This is a genomic window from Actinoplanes sp. OR16 (assembly GCF_004001265.1).
GTDB lineage: Bacteria > Actinomycetota > Actinomycetes > Mycobacteriales > Micromonosporaceae > Actinoplanes.
Map to the genome: position 1 here is coordinate 2,844,793 of NZ_AP019371.1, position 18,139 is coordinate 2,862,931.

Genomic DNA, 18,139 nt, shown 5'->3' on the forward strand with positions numbered 1-18,139 from the left:
GGTCCGTCAGACCGTCTGGCGGGATGCGATCCCGTTGAGGCGGTACGTGGTGTCGAGCACGGCGGGCTGACGATCGAGCCAGCTCAGCTCGGCGCCAGGGTGCACGGTGTGCACGACCACGAGGTCCCAGCGCGCCTCGGCCGGATGGTCCTGGCTGCGCATCTGCAGGCCGTCCACGGTCACCGTCTCGACGAACGGGTCCGAGTAGGACACCTGCGCGCCGCGTTGCGTCAGCTCCTGCATGATCTCCAGAGCCGGGGACTCGCGAACGTCGGCGACTCCCGGTTTGTAGGTGACGCCGACCACGAGGACTCGGGCGCCGCGGATACCGGCGCCGCGCTCGGCGAGCACCTCCCGGGCCCGTTCGACCACGCGACGCGGCCGGCCGGCGATCGCGGACATGGCCGCGTCGATCAGCGGGGAGGTACGCCGCTGACCGCGCATCTGCCACAGCAGGTAGTGCGGGTCACAGGGGATGCAGTGCCCTCCGACGCCGGGGCCCGGGTAGAACGGCATGAACCCGTACGGCTTGGTCGAGGCCGCCCCGATCACGTCCATCACGTCGATGTCCATGTCGCCGCAGGCGTCGGCGAACTCGTTGGCCAGCGCGATGTTCACGGCGCGGAACGTGTTCTCCAGCAGCTTGGTCATCTCCGCCGTCTCGGCCGAGGGGACCTCGTGCAGGACCGGAGCGACCAGGTTCAGCACCTGGACGGCGCGAGCGGTGCAGGCCGGCGTCGCGCCGCCGACCACCCGCGGGGTGCGCTCCTGCGGATAGACGGAGTTGCCCGGGTCGATGCGCTCCGGCGCGAAGGCGACGAAGACGTCCCGGCCGACCTCGAGGCCGCGGTTGCGGAGCGGCTCGATGAGCAGGTCCTTCGTGGTACCGACGTAGGTGGTCGAGGTCAGCATGATCAGCTGGCCGGGGACCGCCTCGTCGACCACGGCCCGGCAGGCCGCCGTCAGCGCGCCGAGGTCCGGCACCAGGTACTGGTCCACCGGAGTGGGCACGCAGATGAGGACGGTGTCCGCCTGCGCGATGGCCGCCGAGTGGCGAGTCAGGGTGAGCTGAGGGGAGTCGCGGTACTCCCGGAGGCGTTCGTGGTCGGCCGGTAGCAGGTCGACGTTGCCTACCTCGATGTCAGCGATCCGTTTCGCGCTGACATCGAGACCGATCACCGTGGTGTCGGCGGTGGCGAAGGCCAGGGCCGTCGGCAGGCCGACGTAACCGAGTCCGACGATCGCCACACATTCGCCGTAAGCCGTACCGAATGGTGCCGTGAGCGTCGGCCGTTCCGAGGTCGACAAAGACATTGAGAGTTACACCCCGAGTACGTGTACGTCCCCAAGGGTGCTGGCCGCACTGCCATGCACCGCCTGGAACGTGCCCGAGGACGCCGGTTTCGTCATTGGCTCCCCACCCGGACACGACGACCAGACTCGTCCCGGTGGATCTTCGCTTCGCCCGCAGCCGGAGGAATCCCGACTGCGGGCAGAAGATTGCCAGACTGCTGCCAGCATTTACACAGCAAAGCGGTCGCTCCGGGCGAAGCGGGCGTACCGGCTTGCTGGGCCGAACGGTTGAGTCAGCGAGTGTGACCGTTTCCGGTCACCACGTACTTGGTGGAGGTCAGCTCGGGCAAACCCATCGGGCCGCGGGCGTGCAGCTTCTGCGTGCTGATGCCGATCTCCGCGCCGAAGCCGAACTCGCCGCCGTCGGTGAAGCGGGTGGAGGCGTTCACCATCACGGCCGCCGCGTCGACGCCGGCCACGAAGCGCCGGGTCGCCGTGACCGACTCGCTGACGATGGCCTCGGTGTGGCCGGTGCCGTAGCGCCGGATGTGGTCGAGGGCGTCGTCGAGGGAGTCGACGACCGCCACCGAGATGTCGAGGGAGAGGAACTCGGTTCCCCAGTCGTCCTCGGTGGCGGCGACGACGGCGTCGTTGTACCCGGCGACCCGGGCGTCGCCGTGCACCGTGACGCCGGCGGCCTCGAACTCCTCCAGGATCAGCGGCAGGAACGAGTCGGCGATCTCGGCGTGCACCAGCAGCGACTCGGCCGCGTTGCAGACCGACGGGCGGTGCGTCTTCGAGTTGAGCGCGATGCCGAGCGCTTTCTCCAGGTCGGCGGTGGCGTCGACGTACACGTGGCAGTTGCCCACGCCGGTCTCGATCACCGGAACCGTCGACTGCTCGACCACCGTCTTGATCAGCGAGGCGCCGCCGCGCGGGATCAGCACGTCGACCAGGCCGCGGGCCCGCATGAGCTCCTTCACCGAGTCGCGGGTGGTCGCGTCGAGCAGCTGGATCACGTTGGCCGGCAGCCCTGCGTCGGCGACTGCCTTGCGCAGCACCGAGACGATCGCCGCGTTCGACGAGAACGCCGATCCGGAGCCGCGCAGCAGCGCCGCGTTGCCGGACTTGAGGCAGATGCCGGCGGCGTCGGCGGTCACGTTCGGCCGGCCCTCGTAGATCATGCCGACGACGCCGAACGGCACCCGGACCTGGCGCAGCTCCAGCCCGTTCGCCAGGGTGGAGCCGCGCACCACGTCACCGATCGGGTCGGGCAGGGCGGCGAGCTGACGCAACCCGTCGGCCATCGCGGCGACCCGGTCCGGCGTCAGGACCAGCCGGTCGATCATCGCCTCGGATGTGCCGTTCTCCCGGGCGCCGGCGACGTCGACCGCGTTCGCCGCGACGATGTCGTCGGTCCGTTCGACGAGCCGGTCCGCCATCAGCAGCAGCGCCTCGTCCTTCACGGCACGGGTGGCGGCGGCCAGATCGATGGCGGCGATCCGGGCGGCGGCAGCCTGCTCCAGCACGCTCATGGCGAACCCTTCTAGTCTCAACGCGTTCAGAATCAGAGAAGCACCAGGTCGTCACGGTGGACGACCTCTCGTTCATAGCCCGGTCCGAGCTCGGCCGCCAACTCCGGTGTGGACCGCCCGAGCAGCGCCGGTAGTTCCACGGCGTCGTAGTTGACGAGGCCGCGCGCCACCGGAGTGCCGGAGCCGGCGTCGACCAGGTCGACCGGGTCGCCCGCTGCGAACGACCCGTCCACCGCGGTGATCCCGGCCGGCAGCAGGGATTTGCGGCGGGCCACGACGGCGGCGACAGCACCGGCGTCGAGGTGCAGGCGCCCGCGCGGCGCGGTGGCGTGCGCGAGCCAGAACAGCCGGGCCGCGGGCCTGGACGGCGCGGCCTGGAACAGCGTGCCGACCTCTTCTCCGGCGAGCGCCGGGCCGGCGAGGGGAGCGGCGGTCAGCACCACGGGGATGCCGAAGCCGGTCGCGATCCGGGCGGCCTCCACCTTGGTGACCATGCCGCCGGTGCCGACCCCGGAGCGGCTCGGGGTGGTCACCACGATATCCGCTAGATCGGATTTGTCGGATACGACGCTCACGCGCCGCGACGACGGGTCCGACGGGTTGCCGGTATAGAGCGCGTCCACATCGGAGAGCAGGACCAGCAGGTCGGCGTCGGCGAGCGCGGCGACCAGGGCGGCCAGCCGGTCGTTGTCGCCGAACCGGATCTCCTCGGTGGCGACCGTGTCGTTCTCGTTGACGATCGGCAGCGCGCCCAGGTCGAGCAGTTTGCGCAGCGTGCGGTAGGCGTTGCGGTAGTGCGACCGGCGGGTCACGTCGTCGACGGTGAGCAGCACCTGCCCGACCGTGAGGCCGTGCCGGGCGAACCCCTGGGCGTACCGCCCGATCAGCAGGCCCTGGCCGACCGAGGCGGCGGCCTGCTGGGTGGCGAGATCGCGTGGCCGGCGGCGCAGCTGGAGCGGGGCGAGTCCGGCGGCGATCGCGCCACTGGAGACCAGGACCACCTCGCGGCCGGTCGTCGCGAGGCCGCCGAGGACGTCGACGAGAGCGTCGACCCGCTGTTCGTCGATGCCGCCCGTCGCGGTGGTCAGCGAGGACGACCCCACCTTCACCACGATCCGGCGCGCACCGGTCACCACATCTCGCACTCGGCCCATTCTGCTCGGCGGGCCGGTGTCGATCGCGGTCAGATCCCATATGGTGGCGATTGATGACACCCGAGGAGTACGTGGAGCGCGTCCTGAACCTGGTGGAGAGCATCCCCGAGGGGCGGGTCATGTCGTACGGCGCGATCGCCGACGCCCTGGCCGAGGTCTCGGGCCGCAACTCGCCCCGCCAGGTCGGCACGATCATGGCCCGGCACGGCGGCGGCGTACCTTGGCATCGCGTGGTGAACAGCAGCGGGCGGCTCCCACCCGGTCATGAGCAGGAAGCGCGTGCTCGGCTGCTGTCCGAGGGCGTGCCGATGACCGGCGATCGGGTTCGGATCAGGAAGGCGGGGTGGCAACCCGATGGAGAAGGGCCGGCCCAGTAAGACCGCGTGGAGCGCCGCGCGCTACCGGGCTGCACACCAGGTCATCGAGACGGGGTCGATCTTCCGGGACCCTCTCGCCGTACAGATCCTGAATGAACCGCAAGCGGATCTCCTGGCTGACGCCCCGCGGAGTGGCATGCGGCTGTTCATCGCGGCGCGGACGCGGTTCGCCGAGGATGCGATCGCCGCGGCGGTCGGGCGTGGCGTGCGGGAACTGGTGATCCTCGGGGCGGGCCTCGACACCTTCGCCTATCGCAACCCCCATCCGAACCTGCGCGTGACCGAAGTCGATCACCCGGACACGCAGGAGTGGAAGCGGCAGCGCCTGGCCGACGCGGCGATCGGCGTGCCGGAGAACGTCCGCTATGCCGGTGTGGACTTCGAGAAGGAGTCACTCAGCGTGGATCTGGACGGTCCCGCGTTCTTCCTCTGGCTCGGTGTCGTGCCGTACCTGACCAGCGAAGGGTTCGGCGAGACGCTGGCGTTCGTCGCATCGGCCGAGGGCAACGAGGTGGCCTTCGACTACGCGCAGTCGCCGGAACGGATGGCCCCTGATCGCCGGGACGCGTTGCTGCGGCGAGCCGAGCGGGTGGCGAAGATCGGCGAACCCTGGCTCACCTACTTCGAACCCGGCGAGATCGACGCCGAGCTGCGGAGCCGCGGCTTCACCGCGATCGAGGACCTGGGTCCGGCGCAGCTGGCGGCGCGCTACTTCGGCCGACCGGACGTGCCACCGGAGACGCCGGGCGGGCACGTCCTGCACGCAAGGCGCTAGACCAGGCCGGCGAACGTCGCGGCGGCGCGCATCTGGTAGTCGAAGAAGCCCCGCCGATCCTCGTCGACGGACTTGTTGAGCTGCCCGAACAGCTCGGCGCTGATCGCGCCGCAGAGCTGGAAGAAGCCGGCGATGGTGTCGGCCACCGCGCGCGCCGGGAGGTCCGGCATGAACGAGGCGGCGATCGGCTCGAGCTCCTGCCCGAATCTCGCGGTGATCGGTTCGCGCGCTTCGACCAGACCCTTCTCGTACGCCTCAGCCAGCGTGGCGCCGAGCAGCAGCAGAACACGGGTCGCCGGCCCGATGGTGTCCTGCGGCGCCTGATACCCCGGGACCGGGCTGCCGTAGATCAGCGCCCACTGGTGCGGGTTGGCGAGCGCCCATTCGCGCACGGCATGGCAGGCCGCGAGCCACTTGTCCAGCGGTGTGGTCAGCGGTCGCACGGCCCGGTCGGCCGCGTCGCCCACCTCGTTGTACGCGTCGATGATCAGCGCGGTGAGCAGCTCGTCCCGGCTGGCGAAGTAGCGGTAGACCGCCGAGGACGCCATCTGCAGATCGCGGGCGACCGCGCGCAGCGACAGGTTCGCCCCGTCGGTGGCGAGGTGGCGGCGAGCCACCGTCTTGATCTCTTCGGTCATCTCGGCCCGGACCCGGGCCCGCAGGTTCGCGGCGCTCATGGCATCAGTGTGCCACAACAAGAGCACTGCTCTTGCGAATCGCCCCGACGCTGTGAGACGGTTGTTCTCAACAGAGAGCAGTGCTCACAAAGGAGGCCACCGCAATGGCTCAGCACATCGTCGTCGGCTCCGGCCCGATCGGCTCCAAGGTCGCCCGTCTCCTCGCCGACCGGGGCGAGACCGTCCGGATCGTCACCCGCAGCGGCGGCGGCCCGGAGCACCCGCTGATCGAGCGCGTCGCCGCGGACGCCTCCGACGCCCGGCGCCTCACCGAGCTCACCCGGGGCGCCGAGGTGCTCTACAACTGCGCCAACCCCAAGTACACCGAGTGGGCGCGGCTCTGGTTCCCGATGAACAACGCGATGATCGCCGCGGCGAAGGCGGCCGGCGCGGTCTACGCGATCACCGGAAATCTGTACGGATACGGTCCGCAGCCGGACGGTCGGATGACCGAGAGCACCCCGCTCGCCGCGTCCGGCCGCAAGGGCGTGATCCGGGCCAAGATGTGGCAGGACGCGCTGGCCGGCGGCGTGCGGACGGTCGAGGTCCGTGGCTCTGACTACGTGGGCGCGGGCACGGCCGGCATCTTCTCCACGGTCCTGCTGCCCGCCATCCAGAAGGGCCGCGCCGCGTGGGGGCCGGCCGACATGGACGCGCCGCACACGTTCACCTACACCGGGGACATGGCACACGCCCTAGTCGCGCTCGCCCGTGACGATCGGGCGCACGGGAAGGGCTGGCACGTGCCCTCGCCGCCGCCGGTCACCATCCGGGAGTTGGCCGGACGCTACTGCGAGCTCACCGGGCAGCCGAAGCTCAAGGTTCACAGCCTGCCGCGGTTCGTCATGCGTACCGCCGGGATCGTCGTCCCCATCGCCCGCGAGCTGGCGGAGATGGACTACCAGTTCTACGCGCCGTTCGTGATGGACAGCTCGCTCACCGAGAAGACGTTCGGTCTGTCGCCGACGAGCCTGGACGTGGCGCTGCGGGAGACGGCGGCCGCTGCCGAGGCGACCGCAGCTCGCACGATGTAATAGCTCATTTGAGCTTTTTTCAGGACATGACTGGCTACCTTGTGGTTGACGACCATGCCCGGACGACCGGGCGCAACCACGGGGGTGGAAGCGGTGCGAGCAGCGGGGCCGGAACGCCGGCGAAGGTTATCCAGATGGATGGTGGTGACCGCGGCCTCGCTCCTGGCCGTCGCGGCGACGATGACCGCCGCCCCGGCGCCGGCCCTGGCCGATCAGCTGGATCAGCCGACCGACGTGGAGGCCGTCGCGGGTCGGCGGGCCATCACGGCCAGCTGGACGGCGCCACCCGGCGAGGTCCACCACTACATCGCCACCGCCACGCCGGTGACCAGCGGAACCACGCAGACCTGTGTGACGGCGGACGCCACCGACAGCTGCCTCATCCAGGGGACGTCCGGGCTGACCGCCAACGCCTGGTACCGGGTCGCCGTGGTCGCCTGCCCGACGGCCAGCAACTTCGACGACTGCTCGGAGCCGAGCGATTCGTCGGATCCGGTGCTGACCGGCCCGCCGGCCGTGCCGACTTCGCCGTCGGCGGCCTACACCGGGACCGCCGGCCAGGTGCGGATCTCGTGGACCCAGCCGGGTGTGACCGACGGGATCGAGACCTTCCGGGTCACCCCGACTCCCGCGGTGTCGTCGCCGACCGGCACGTGCACCGCGGATCTCGCGGCCACCGCCACGGACTGCACCCTCGGCGGGCTGACCGCCGGGACGTCGTACACCTTCAAGGTCGCTGCGGTCGGCGCCAACGGGACCGGGACGTCGGCGGCGAGCACCGCGACGGCCCCGATCGTCGCGGGCCCGCCGAACAGGCCGACCGGCGTGACCGTCGCACACCTGAGCGACACGTCGGTGACGCTCACCTGGCAGGCGCCGACGACCGGGCAGACGCCGGCCAGTTACACGGTGACCTCGAGCCCCTCGGCCGCGGCCGGGGCGTGTGCCGACATCAACGCCCTGACCTGCAATTTCACCGGTCTGACCGCGAGCACCGAGTACACGTTCACGGTCCACGCCAACGGGCCCGGCGCGAACGGCGGCAGCGGACCGTCCGCCGAGTCCGTCGCCTCCGCCGCCATCACGCCCGGCAAGCCCGGCCCGATGCTGAAGCCGACCGTCACGGTCACCGGTTCCGGCGTGGTCTCGGTGGCCTGGGACGCACCGCTGGGTGGCTCCACCCCGACCGACTACACGGTGACCTCCGACCCCGTCGCGACGCCGGACGACAGCTGCCTGGGCGCCGTCGCAGCCTCACCCTGCACCTTCGACAACCTCGATCCGGCGACGCCGTACACCTTCACGGTGACGGCGAACGGCGCCGGCGACACGACCACCTCGCCGGACAGCGACCCGGTGGTGGCCGGCCCGCCGATCGTGACGGTCAAGCCGACCGCCGCGGTCACCGGCGTCGGCGACGTGACCGTCAGCTGGCCGCTGCCGGGCGGTGGCGTGCCGGACGAGTACGACGTCGCCGACCAGGACGGGCCTATTTCGGAGTGTCAGGACCTGACGGTGCGGGAGTGCGTTCTCACCGGGCTCGACGACGAGGTCACGTACACCTTCACGGTCACCGCCACGAACACGTTCGGATCCGACTTCCTGGCGGGCGACCCGGTGATCCCGGGCGCACCGAGCGCCATCGATCCGCCGGACGTCGAGGCCACCGACGAGGGCGAACTCACGCTCTCGTGGGACGTGCCCACCGGCGGCGCGGTGACCGACTACACGGTCGCGGCGGCCACCGGCAGTGCCCCGATCCCGGCCGAGTGCGTCGGCGCCGTCGTCCGGACCTGCGTGATCGCCGACCTGGACCCGGCCACCGCCTACTCCTTCACCGTCTCCGCGCGCGGCTCCGTCGGATCGCCGGCCGTCTCGTCCGCCAGCGCTCTGGTCACGCCGGGCCCGCCGCTGGCGCCGGACGCGCCGGTGGCGACGTCCACGGTCGCGGAGCAGATCGTCCTGGACTGGGACGAGCCCGCCGGTGGCCCGGTGGAGAGCTACACGGTCGCCGCCGAGCAGGGTGGCGTGAGTATCCCGGGCGGCTGCGTCGGGACGGCGAACACGGACTGCACGATCACCGGGCTGGACGACGCGACGTCGTACACCTTCACCGTCACCGCGAACGCGGTGGTCGGTGACGACGCGACATCGGAGCCGAGCAACGCCGTCGTCCCCGGACCGCCGGGAGTCGTGAGCAAGCCGACGGTCGAGGTGACCGGTTCCGGTCAGCTGACCGTCCGCTGGACCGAACCGGCAGGCGGTGCGGTGGAGAGCTACACGGTCGCCGAGGTCGGTGGAACGCCCACCGGTTGCACCACCATCACGGCACGCGAATGTGTGATCCCCAACCTTCCGACCGGCGACGACTACTCGTTCACCGTCATCGCCACCAACGTCATCGACTCCTCCACGGTCTCGCAAGCCAGCGACCCGGTGATCCCGGACGCGCCCGGTACCCCGGCCGCGCCGACGGTCGAGGTCACCGGTGAGGGAACCGTCGACGTCGACTGGGTGGCGCCTGCGGGCGGCGCGGTCACCGCGTACACCCTGGTCTCCGACCCGCCGTGGGCGCTGCCCGACGCCTGTGTCGAGACCACGAACCTGACCTGCACCATCACCGACCTCGACCCGGCCACGCCGTACGCCTTCCAGATCATCGCGGGCAACGCGGTGGACGATTCGGTGGAGTCGGTCTTCAGCGCCCCGGTGATCGCCGGACCGCCGGATGCACCGGCAGCGCCGACCGCGACGGTGACCGGGCCCTCCACGGTCCAGGTGGACTGGACACTGCCCGCCGGCGGCGAGGCGACCGACTACGAGGTCGTCTCCCAGCCGCTGGTGACGCCGCCGGCCGGCTGCGAGCTGACGTCGGACTTCACCTGCTCCTACACGGGTCTCGACCCGGCCGAGACGTACACGTTCACCGTCACGGCGATCGGTCCCGGCGGCGATTCGGACGCGTCCGCCACCAGCAACGCGGTGATCCCCGGTCCGCCGGAACGGCCGGCCCCGCCCTCGATCGAGGTGACCGCGAGCGGCAGCGTCGAGCTGAACTGGACCGAGCCCGGCGGCGGCCCGATCGACGACTGGACGGTGCTCACGGCCGGCAACTCGACGGTGATGGGCTGCGCGGACCAGGTCGAGACGACCTGTACCGTCACGGCGCTCGACCCCACGCTGCCGGTGTCGTACAAGGTCCGCGCGAACGCGCCGGGCGGTGACATGACGTCCCTGGTCAGCGAGACGGTGATCCCGGGTCCGCCAGTCGGTACGGGTACGCCGACCGTCGAGCTGACCGAGCCCAACCAGGCGACCGTCTCCTGGACCCCGCCGACCGGTGGCGGCAGCGTCACCGGATACACGGTGACGTCGTCACCTGGCGAGCAGGCGCCGCTGGACTGCGTCAACACGACAGCGACCGAGTGTGTCTTCACCGGTCTGGACTCAGAGACCGAGTACTCCTTCACGGTGACCGCGAGGGGCCCCGGCGGTGACGAGACCTCTGGGGCCAGCGCAGGGGCGATCCCCTCCGCGCCGGGCGCGCCGGGCACCCCGGAAGCGACCCTCGACACCCGCGGCGAGGCCATCATCGAGTGGACCGAGCCGACCACCGGCGGCGAGGTCGTCGGCTACCGGGTCAGCTCGAACCCGGCGGTGCAGGCACCCGACGAGTGCCTGGACATCACCGACCTGACCTGTGTCTTCACCGGTCTGGACGAGGAGACCGAGTACACCTTCACGGTCCGGGCCGTGAACACGATCGACGGCACCGACTCGGCGCCGAGCAACGCCGTCGTACCCGGGCCGCCCACCGCTCCCGGCCGGCCCACCGTGACGTCGACGACGGCCGGCGAGGTGACGGTGAGCTGGGAGCCGTCGGAAGGCGGTGAACTGACCGGTTACACGGTGAGCTCGTACCCGTCCGAGGCGGCACCGGCCGAGTGCACCGACATCACCGCGACGAGCTGCGTCTTCACCGGCCTGGACTCGGGCACCCGCTACACCTTCACGGTGACGGCGGACGGACCGCTGGGCTCGAACCCGTCGCAGCCGAGCGAGGGCGTGGTGCCGGGCGTCCCGGACTACCCGCACACCCCCGAGGTCGTCTCCATCGCCCGCGACACCGTGCGCGTGACCTGGGAAGCCGGCGAGGAGGGCGCCCCGGAGACCGGATTCCGGGTGGTCTCGGACCCGGTGGTCACCATCCCGGCCGGCTGCCGCAACGCGCTGGTGTTCACCTGCGACGTCACCGGTCTCGCACCGGCCACGTCGTACCGGTTCCGGGTGTTCGCGATCAACAATGCGGGCGAGACACCGTCGGAGTACTCGGAGGCGATCGTCCCGGGCCGGCCGTTCGCGCCGACCCAGGTCGAGGTGGCCGCCGCGGACCGGCAGCTCGCCGTCTCCTGGACCGCTCCGGACCAGGCCGCCGAGCGGGTCGCGTACTACCGGGTCGCCACGACGCCGGCGAGCAGCGAATGCCGCACCGCCGACGTCACCGAGACCGAATGTGTGCTGATCGGCCTGGAGAACCTGCGGTGGTACACCGTCCAGGTGGTGGCCGTCGGTATCGGCGGCACCGGTGATTCGCCGGCCGGGGAGTCCCGGCTGGTCCGGCCCACGGCGGGTGCGCCCGGCGCGCCGACAGCGGTACAGGCGACCGGCCGCAACGCCTCCGCGCTCGTCAGCTGGACCGCTCCGGCGGCCGTCGGCAACGGCGTGATCCGCTACACGGCCACCGCGACGTCGGCGTCCGGGGACTCGCACACCTGCGTCACGGCGACCATCACGGCGGTGAGCTGCGTGATCACCGGGCTGACCAATCTGCGCGAATACCGGGTCACGGTGGTCAGCATCGGCAAGGCGGCGAGTGGCAACTCGGTGGCCAGCACGCCGGTGTCGGTGACACCGAGCGTGGTTCCGGGAGCGCCGACGAACGTGCAGGTGACGCCGGGCGTCAAGAACCTGGCGGTGTCGTTCACCCCGGGTGACCCGGGCAACGGCGTCAGCGGCTACACGGTCACCGCCACCGGCGGGGCCACGCCGCTCACCTGCCCGGTGGCGGCCACCGCCACCTCGTGTGTGATCACCGGGCTCACGCCCGGAACCAACTACACGGTGACGGTCGTCGCGAACGGAAGCCTCGCGGGTGCGGTCTCCGAGGCCAGCGCGCCGGCAGGTCCGATCAAGGCCCTGTACGCCGCCCCGCCCGCCCCGCCGACCAGCACGCCGACCTCGGGTGGCGCGCTGACCAGCTCGGCCGGGACGGCGTTGCGGATCGGCGGGACCACCACGATCTCCGGCACCGGGTACGCCCCGCACACCGGGATCACCGTCGCCCTCTACTCGGGCGCTGTCCGGCTCGCCACCACGACGACCGACGCGACCGGCGCGTTCACGGTGCCGGTCACGATCAGCGGCGTGACGCTCACCGGGACCACACCGGTCTCCCGGACGATCGTCGCCGGTGGGCAGTCGAGCAGCACGTCGACATCGCTGAAGTGGAAGACGCTCACGGTGCAGGTCGGGCCGGCCCAATAGGTCGAGCCCAGTGAGTCGAAGGCCGGGGGCGGAAGCCCTCGGCCTTCCTCATATCAGCAGACCAACCCCACCGCGGCGCGGATCACCCGCCGCACCGGTCCGGCCCACCGCCGTCACCCCGCCGAAGTAGTGGTTGAGCTCCGGCCACTCGACCACCTGCCAGCCCCCGTCGACGAGGGCAGCCAGTTCGTCCGGCGGGCAGCCCGCCTCGGCGTGCACGGTGTCCTCCACCACGTGGTACCGCGGCCGGGCGATCGCCTCCGGCACGTGCAGGTCGTCGACGAGCACCCCGAGCAGCGTGTCCACCAGTGCGGTCCGGATCCGTGAGGCGCCCGCCGACCCGGCCGCCACCGCCAGGCCGCCGTCCGGGGCGATCACCACGAGCGGGCACATGTACGACGCCATCCGCCGCCCCGGCACCAGTTCCTCGGTGAGCAGCTCACCCTCGCCCAGCATCGAGTTCAGGTTGATGCCGAGTCCGGGCAGCCAGACGCCCGCGCCGAGCCCGAGCGTCGTGGTGATCACGCAGGCGTTGCCCTGGGCGTCGACCACCGAGACGTTCGTGGTGTCGCCGAGCCGCTGGGCGCCCCGGTTGCGCAGCGCGGTCGCCACGGCGGGTGCGCGTTTCGGCCGGGAGAGGTCGTCGGGCAGCGCCGCGATCGTGTCGATCGTCCGATTGAGATCGTGCCGTGCGTAGACCCGGTGGCCGGCCAGCGTGGCCCGGTCCACCCGGCTCGACATGACCCGGTAGTTCGCCAGGTCGGCCGGGCCGAGGGCGCCACCGGAGGCGCGAACCGTGTCGACGAGCATGGCGCCGTACGCGCCGGTGTAGAAGACGTCCGGTCCCTGGTCGCCGAGGACGTCCATGGCGGTCGCGAGGCCCGGGTGGAAGAGCAACTCGTCGCCCTGTAGCAGCCGGCCGCCCGGCTGGTAGAGCTCGGCGCCCTCGCCGTAGGCCAGGGCCGGCGCGCAGGACTCCAGCGTGCGGGCGTGCGCGGCGGGCAGCAGCACACCGGTCCGCGCCAGTCCCGCGGCCGGCGCCACCACCTCGCTCCACGGCAGCCGTCCCCAGCGCCGGTGCACCTCGCCGAGCCCGGCCGGCACACCGGGGACCGCGACGCTCGCACCGCCTATCGAGTAGATCTGTGGCAGCCCGCCGAAGAACACGTCGACGGCGACCATCGGCTCGGCCTTGCGGTCGCCGTCCAGGCCGGGGACCGCGACGAAGAAGTCGAGGCAGGTGACCTCTCCGGTGCGCGCCTCGAAGTAGGTGGCGAAGCCGCCGCCACCCAGTCCGGTGTAGACGGTCTCAGCGACGCAGCACGCCAGAACCGCGGCGACCGCGGCGTCCGCGGCGGTGCCGCCGGACTCGAGGATCCGCACCCCCGTGCGGGCTGTCGCCGGGTGGCTGGCGGCGACTCCTGCCGCAACGCTCTTCATTCGGAGAGCGTAGGCGGCACAGGCCGATCATGGTTACGATGCGCGTCGATGACGACACCTGGTCCCTCTCCCGTGTTACCCCGGACGGGCGTACTCCCGCGCGGAGTTTTGGCTGGATATGCCCTGGGATCGCTGGTCACCGGAGCGTTCGGCACGGTGCCCGGTTTGCTTCTTCTGCCTTATCTGACCGATACGCTCGGTGTAGCGGCGGGCGTCGCCGGACTGCTCGTCCTGCTGCCGAAGGCGTGGGACGTGCTGGTGAATCCGGTAGCCGGGCGGATCTCCGACCGCAGTGGATCGCGACGCCCGTTCCTGCTGGTCGCGGGGCTGCTGCTGGCCGCGCTCTTCACCGCCATCTTCGCGGCGCCGTTCGGTGGCAGCACGGCCTCCGGGGCGTACGTGGCCGCCGCCTTCCTCGCGGCCGCCACGGCGTACGCGTTCTTCCAGGTGCCGTACGTCGCCATGCCGGCCGAGCTCACCGACGGCTACGAAGAGCGCACCCGGCTGATGACCTGGCGGGTCGCCGTACTGGCCCTCGCGATCTTGATCTCCGGCGCCCTCGCCCCGCTCGTCGTCGATCTCACCGGGGGCGGCCGTGAGGGACATCGGTGGTCCGGCGCGTTCGTCGGCGCCATCATCGTCGTGGGCACGCTTGCGGTCTTCTTCGGTACGCGTAAAGCCCCGTTCCGGACGGCCGCCGAGTCCGAGCCGAGCCTGCGCGCCCAGCTACGCGTGGCCTCCGGCAACCGGCCGTTCCGCGCGCTGCTGATCTGTTTCGTGGTCCAGGCCGCCGGTATCGGCACGATGCTCGCCGGCGTGCAGTACTTCGCCGACCACGTGCTCTTCCAGTCCTCCGGCGCGACGTTCCTGTTCGCCGCGTTCGTCGGCCCGGCGCTGCTGGTCATGCCATTGTGGACGGCGGTCGGCCACCGCTGGGGCAAGCTCCGCTCGCTGATCGCGTCGTCGCTGCTCTTCGCGGCCGGAGCGCTGCTGCTGCTCGCCGCGCCGGCCCTGCCCCCGGTCGTCGTCTATCTGATCGTCGCGGTGATCGGCGCCGGGTACGCCGGCCAGCAGGTCTTCGCCATGTCGATGCTCCCGGACTGCATCGCCTACGACACCGAGCGCACCGGCCGCCGCCAGGCCGGCGTCTTCACCGGCCTGTGGACCGCGGGGGAGACCCTGGGACTCGCTCTCGGCCCGGGCATCTTCGCGGCCATGCTGCAGATCTTCGGGTACGTCTCGTCCGCCACCGGCGAGGCCGCATCCCAGAACGACACCGCCCGCCTGGGCGTCCTCCTCGGCTTCACCGTCGTCCCGGCCGTCCTGGTCGGCGCCGCGCTCGTGCTGCTGCGCGGCTACCAAGAAAGGATCAAGGCGTGATCGACGCGCTCCCGGAGAAGGGTGTCCCGGCCGAGCAGGTGCTCGCCGAGCTGCGGGAGATGCGCGGCGGTGACCTGCCGACGCACGGCGGGCGGCTCTTCGCGTACGTCTACGACCCGGCCCTGGACGGCCTGGACGAGCTGGCCCGGACCGCCCACGCGATCTCCGCGCACGTGAACGGGCTCGACCCGACCGCGTTCCCGTCACTGCTCGCGATGGAGAACGCGCTGGTCGGAGCGGCCGCCAAGCTCCTCGGCGGCGGCGCCGAGACGGTCGGCAGCGTGACCAGCGGCGGGACCGAATCGCTGATCCTCGCCGTGAAAGCGGCCCGGGACGCGCATCCGGAGATCGCCCGGCCGCGGCTGGTGATCCCGTCGACGGCGCACGCGGCATTCGCGAAAGCGGCGCATTACCTGCGGGTGGAGCTCGATGTCGTACCGGTGAAGGGCCTGACGGCGGACCCGCAGGCGATGGCCGCGGCAATCGGCCCGGACACCGTGCTGGTCGCGGCCTCTGCTCCCTCCTATGCGCACGGGGTCGTCGACCCGATCCCCGCGCTGGCCGCCATCGCTCGCGAGCGTGGAGTGCGATTCCACGTGGACGCCTGCTTCGGCGGCTGGATCCTGCCCTACCTGCGGCGGCTCGGAGCGGACCTGCCCGATTTCGACCTCTCCGTGCCGGGCGTCACGAGCATCTCGGCCGACCTGCACAAGTACGCCTATGCGCCGAAGGGCGTCTCGATCCTGCTGCACGCGTCCGAGGAGTTGCGCCGCTCGCAATACTTCGCCTACGCGGACTGGCCGGGCTACACGATGATCAATCCGGTCATCTCGTCCACGCGGTCGGGTGGCCCGATCGCTGCGGCCTTCGCGACTCTGCGCAGCATCGGCGACGCCGGATACCTTTCGCTCGCCGGCCGGACGCGCGAGGCGGTGCGCATCCTCGCCGAAGCGGTGACCGAAACCGACGGCGTCCGCCTGTTCGCCCCGGCCGAGACCAGCGTCGTCTGCCTGGCCGCGGACGGCGTCGACCTCTTCGTGCTGGCCGACGAACTGGCCGCCCGGGGCTGGCACACCCAACCCCAGATGGCGTACGCCGAACTGCCCCCGACCATCCACCTCACCGTCACCGCGGCGGTGCGCGACACGGCCCCGTCCTTCGCCCCCGACCTGGCCGACGCGGTAGCAGCCGCCAAATCCCGGGGCCCGATCGAGCTGCCACCGCTACCACCCCTGACCCCTTCGACGGTGACCCCCGAACTGATCGCGTCCCTGGCCGAGGGTCTGGGCCTGGGATCCGGCGACTTCTCCCGGATGGCAGTGGTCAACACGGTCCTGAACGCCGCCCCGCCACCGCTGCGGGAGGCACTTCTGACGGGTTTCCTGAGCCACCTGCAGCGCCCCGCACACGGTTGAGGCCGACGGGGTAGGTTGACCGGATGGCCCTTCCTGGCGTTCTCGGTGAACCCATCCGGTTCGTGCTGAACTGGGGGCGCCGCTATTCCCTGTGGGTGTTCAACTTCGGTCTGGCCTGCTGCGCCATCGAGTTCATCGCGTCGAGCATGAGCCGGCATGACTTCATGAGGCTCGGGGTCATCCCGTTCGCGCACGGGCCCCGGCAGGCCGACCTCATGGTGGTGTCGGGCACGGTCACCGACAAGATGGCGCCGGCGATCAAGCGGCTGTACGACCAGATGCCCGAGCCCAAGTACGTGATCTCGTTCGGGTCCTGCTCCAACTGCGGCGGACCCTACTGGGACTCGTACTCGGTCACGAAGGGCGTCGACCAGATCATTCCGGTCGACGTCTACGTGCCGGGGTGCCCGCCGCGGCCGGAGGCGCTGCTGCACGGCATCCTGCGCCTCCAGGAGAAGATCGCGGCCGAGCAGTCGGGGGTGGGTGGCGTCTCCCGCCCGGACGCCCTCGCACTGACGGCGCCGATCGTGAAGCCGCCTACCGCGTGACTCCTTCCAAGATCTGACGAGCGCCCTGACGCAGCAGCGCCGCCGCCACCGACGTGCCGAGCACGATCGGGTCGGTGCCCCACTCGTGGGCGTCGAGGACCGTCTTGCCGTCGAGACTGATCACCCGGGCGCGCAGCCCGATCCGGCCGTCCGGTTCGGTGCGGGCGTAACCGCCGATCGGCGAGTGGCAGCTGCCCTGCAGGATGTGCAGCATCCAGCGCTCCGCCTCGGTCTCCTGGCGGGCCCGCCGATCGCCGAGCGCCTCGGCCAGCTCGCGGGTGGAGGCGTCGTCGTCGCGGCACTGCAGGACGAGGGTTCCCGAGCCGACAGCCGGCACGAAGGTGTCCACGTCGATCGGGTGCGTCATCCGCTCCTGCTGTCCGATCCGGTACAGCCCGGAGACCGCCAGCAGCAACGCGTCGTATTCGCCGGCGTCGAGTTTCGCCAGGCGGGAATTGGCGTTCCCGCGGATCGGCACGGCGGTGAGGTGCGGGAAGTGCAGGGAGAGCTGGGCGATGCGGCGTACGGCGGAGGTCCCGATCCTGGATCCCGCCGGAAGCTCACCCAGTTGCCTGCCGCCCGGGTGGACGAGGGCGTCCCGCACGTCGTCGCGGGCCAGATAGGCGGCGAGCACGGTGCCGGCCGGCGCCGGTCGATCGCCTGGCACGTCCTTCACGCAGTGCACGGCGAGGTCCACCCGGCCGTCCAGCAGCGCCTGGTCGACCTCCTTGGTGAAGGCCCCCTTGCCGCCGAGGTCGGCGAGCGAACCCTGCCAGCGGTCGCCGCTGGTGGAGAGCGGCAGCACCTCGACGGTGACCTCGGGACGGCGCTCGGCCAGCATCCGGCGGACGCGCTCGACCTGGGCCAGAGCCATCGGCGAGGAACGTGTTCCGATACGCAACAGGCGTGAAGCGGACATAGCCGAAAGGTTAGCCCCTCGATGGCCCCGGCTGAGTACCGTGGTGGG

Annotated in this window: 13 protein-coding genes; 7 read left to right on the forward strand and 6 right to left on the reverse strand. The window is 71.3% G+C overall.

All coding sequences use genetic code 11. The features are described 5' to 3' along the window. Positions 1-6: 6 nt before the first annotated feature. The 3 genes from EP757_RS13140 to proB form a co-directional block, all read right to left on the reverse strand. Positions 7-1,248: a nucleotide sugar dehydrogenase gene (locus tag EP757_RS13140; RefSeq protein WP_232050494.1), complete on the reverse strand. Its 1,242-nt coding sequence runs from the start codon at positions 1,246-1,248 to the stop codon at positions 7-9. Positions 1,249-1,586: 338 nt separating this feature from the next. Beyond that, positions 1,587-2,828 (reverse strand): glutamate-5-semialdehyde dehydrogenase, encoded by a 1,242-nt coding sequence (locus tag EP757_RS13145; RefSeq protein WP_127545623.1) that lies wholly within the window; start codon positions 2,826-2,828, stop codon positions 1,587-1,589. A 32-nt stretch (positions 2,829-2,860) separates the two neighbouring features. Continuing rightward, positions 2,861-3,973 carry a glutamate 5-kinase gene (gene proB, locus EP757_RS13150; protein ID WP_174262385.1) on the reverse strand — a complete coding sequence of 371 codons (1,113 nt, stop codon included), beginning with the start codon at positions 3,971-3,973 and terminating at the stop codon, positions 2,861-2,863. A 62-nt stretch (positions 3,974-4,035) separates the two neighbouring features. Between proB and EP757_RS13155 the strand changes: the two genes are divergently transcribed. Continuing rightward, positions 4,036-4,359: an MGMT family protein gene (locus tag EP757_RS13155; RefSeq protein WP_127545628.1), complete on the forward strand. Its 324-nt coding sequence runs from the start codon at positions 4,036-4,038 to the stop codon at positions 4,357-4,359. Then, positions 4,337-5,134 carry an SAM-dependent methyltransferase gene (locus EP757_RS13160; protein ID WP_127545630.1) on the forward strand — a complete coding sequence of 266 codons (798 nt, stop codon included), beginning with the start codon at positions 4,337-4,339 and terminating at the stop codon, positions 5,132-5,134. Before EP757_RS13155 ends, EP757_RS13160 begins: the two co-directional genes overlap by 23 nt. Here EP757_RS13160 and EP757_RS13165 read toward each other — a convergent pair. Further along, the gene (locus EP757_RS13165) at positions 5,131-5,811 is read right to left on the reverse strand and encodes a TetR/AcrR family transcriptional regulator (protein ID WP_127545634.1); all 681 of its coding nucleotides are present in this window, start codon (positions 5,809-5,811) and stop codon (positions 5,131-5,133) included. The two genes, EP757_RS13160 and EP757_RS13165, sit on opposite strands and share 4 nt — an antisense overlap. Positions 5,812-5,915: 104 nt before the next feature. On the opposite strand from EP757_RS13165, the gene EP757_RS13170 reads away from it, so the two are divergent. Then, positions 5,916-6,845 (forward strand): NAD-dependent epimerase/dehydratase family protein, encoded by a 930-nt coding sequence (locus tag EP757_RS13170; RefSeq protein WP_127545637.1) that lies wholly within the window; start codon positions 5,916-5,918, stop codon positions 6,843-6,845. A 138-nt stretch (positions 6,846-6,983) separates the two neighbouring features. Beyond that, positions 6,984-12,389 carry a fibronectin type III domain-containing protein gene (locus EP757_RS13175; protein WP_127545640.1) on the forward strand — a complete coding sequence of 1,802 codons (5,406 nt, stop codon included), beginning with the start codon at positions 6,984-6,986 and terminating at the stop codon, positions 12,387-12,389. Between the two features lie 48 nt (positions 12,390-12,437). Here the strand turns inward: EP757_RS13175 and EP757_RS13180 are convergent, their stop codons facing one another. Beyond that, a complete protein-coding gene (locus tag EP757_RS13180; RefSeq protein ID WP_127545643.1) occupies positions 12,438-13,829 on the reverse strand; it encodes a gamma-glutamyltransferase in 1,392 nt (463 codons plus the stop codon). 48 nt (positions 13,830-13,877) lie between these two features. On the opposite strand from EP757_RS13180, the gene EP757_RS13185 reads away from it, so the two are divergent. Genes EP757_RS13185 through EP757_RS13195 form a run of 3 tightly spaced genes read left to right on the forward strand, consistent with a single transcriptional unit; the run spans position 13,878 to position 17,172 of the window. Further along, entirely contained in the window at positions 13,878-15,209 is a 1,332-nt protein-coding gene (locus EP757_RS13185; protein ID WP_127545646.1) for an MFS transporter, read from the forward strand. Next, positions 15,206-16,624 (forward strand): aminotransferase class V-fold PLP-dependent enzyme, encoded by a 1,419-nt coding sequence (locus EP757_RS13190; RefSeq protein WP_127545649.1) that lies wholly within the window; start codon positions 15,206-15,208, stop codon positions 16,622-16,624. Before EP757_RS13185 ends, EP757_RS13190 begins: the two co-directional genes overlap by 4 nt. Positions 16,625-16,647: 23 nt before the next feature. Beyond that, positions 16,648-17,172: an NADH-quinone oxidoreductase subunit B gene (locus EP757_RS13195; RefSeq protein ID WP_127545652.1), complete on the forward strand. Its 525-nt coding sequence runs from the start codon at positions 16,648-16,650 to the stop codon at positions 17,170-17,172. Here the strand turns inward: EP757_RS13195 and hemC are convergent. Next, a complete protein-coding gene (hemC, locus tag EP757_RS13200) occupies positions 17,162-18,091 on the reverse strand; it encodes a hydroxymethylbilane synthase (protein WP_127545655.1) in 930 nt (309 codons plus the stop codon). The two genes, EP757_RS13195 and hemC, sit on opposite strands and share 11 nt — an antisense overlap. Positions 18,092-18,139 lie beyond the last annotated feature (48 nt).

Excerpts from the sequence above, each read along its gene's own strand:
- hemC (WP_127545655.1), bottom strand. The coding sequence starts at position 18,091 with ATGTCCGCTTCACGCCTGTTGCGTATCGGAACACGTTCCTCGCCGATG.
- EP757_RS13145 (WP_127545623.1), bottom strand. The coding sequence starts at position 2,828 with ATGAGCGTGCTGGAGCAGGCTGCCGCCGCCCGGATCGCCGCCATCGAT.
- EP757_RS13175 (WP_127545640.1), top strand. The coding sequence starts at position 6,984 with ATGGTGGTGACCGCGGCCTCGCTCCTGGCCGTCGCGGCGACGATGACC.
- EP757_RS13195 (WP_127545652.1), top strand. The coding sequence starts at position 16,648 with ATGGCCCTTCCTGGCGTTCTCGGTGAACCCATCCGGTTCGTGCTGAAC.
- EP757_RS13170 (WP_127545637.1), top strand. The coding sequence starts at position 5,916 with ATGGCTCAGCACATCGTCGTCGGCTCCGGCCCGATCGGCTCCAAGGTC.
- EP757_RS13180 (WP_127545643.1), bottom strand. The coding sequence starts at position 13,829 with ATGAAGAGCGTTGCGGCAGGAGTCGCCGCCAGCCACCCGGCGACAGCC.
- EP757_RS13185 (WP_127545646.1), top strand. The coding sequence starts at position 13,878 with ATGACGACACCTGGTCCCTCTCCCGTGTTACCCCGGACGGGCGTACTC.
- EP757_RS13155 (WP_127545628.1), top strand. The coding sequence starts at position 4,036 with ATGACACCCGAGGAGTACGTGGAGCGCGTCCTGAACCTGGTGGAGAGC.
- EP757_RS13160 (WP_127545630.1), top strand. The coding sequence starts at position 4,337 with ATGGAGAAGGGCCGGCCCAGTAAGACCGCGTGGAGCGCCGCGCGCTAC.
- EP757_RS13165 (WP_127545634.1), bottom strand. The coding sequence starts at position 5,811 with ATGAGCGCCGCGAACCTGCGGGCCCGGGTCCGGGCCGAGATGACCGAA.